A 762-nucleotide genomic window follows, 5' to 3' on the forward strand; every position below is an offset into this window, starting at 1 on the left:
CCAGCTTGGTTGATCCGAGGGACTCGATGGCTGTTCCTGACGCGAGCGCTACTCCAATCGTGCCGTCGCCGTTGAGATCCTGCTGGAAGCTCGTTTCCAGCGACACAATGCCGGAGCTGCTCCCCGAAGCAGGCGCGGTGTTGGTGATGTAGTTGCCGTTGCCGTCGACGCTCCAGACGATGTAGCTGTCGGCCGTCCCGTACTTCAGCACGACTTGGTAGCCGCTCGCCGTCTGCTCCGTTCCGATCGGCGTCCAAGCGCCGAACTGGCCCACCACGACCGGCGCTCCGTAACAATACAGCTCAGGGCCGGAGTTGCCGCTGACGCTGGCGAGATAATAGTTATTGCCGACCTGGACCAGCTTGGTTGATCCGAGGGACTCGATGGCTGTTCCTGACGCGAGCGCTACTCCAATCGTGCCGTCGCCGTTGAGATCCTGCTGGAAGCTCGTTTCCAGCGACACAATGCCGGAGCTGCTCCCCGAGGCAGGCGCGGTGTTGGTGATGTAGTTGCCGTTGCCGTCGACGCTCCAGACGATGTAGCTGTCGGCCGTCCCGTACTTCAGCACGACTTGGTAGCCGCTCGCCGTCTGCTCCGTTCCGATCGGCGTCCAAGCGCCGAACTGGCCCACTACGACCGGCGCTCCGTAACAATACAGCTCAGGGCCGGAGTTGCCGCTGACGCTGGCGAGATAATAGTTATTGCCGACCTGGACCAGCTTGGTTGATCCGAGGGACTCGATGGCTGTTCCTGACGCGAGCG

The 762-nt window shown here is 62.2% G+C and carries 1 pseudogene; it reads right to left on the bottom strand.

The annotated features are described in order from the left end of the window. Positions 1-762, bottom strand: a pseudogene (locus tag J6524_RS37010) (hypothetical protein); the annotation flags it as partial.

The sequence above is a fragment of the Bradyrhizobium hereditatis genome (genome assembly GCF_020329435.1).
GTDB classification, from domain to species: Bacteria; Pseudomonadota; Alphaproteobacteria; order Rhizobiales; family Xanthobacteraceae; genus Bradyrhizobium; species Bradyrhizobium hereditatis.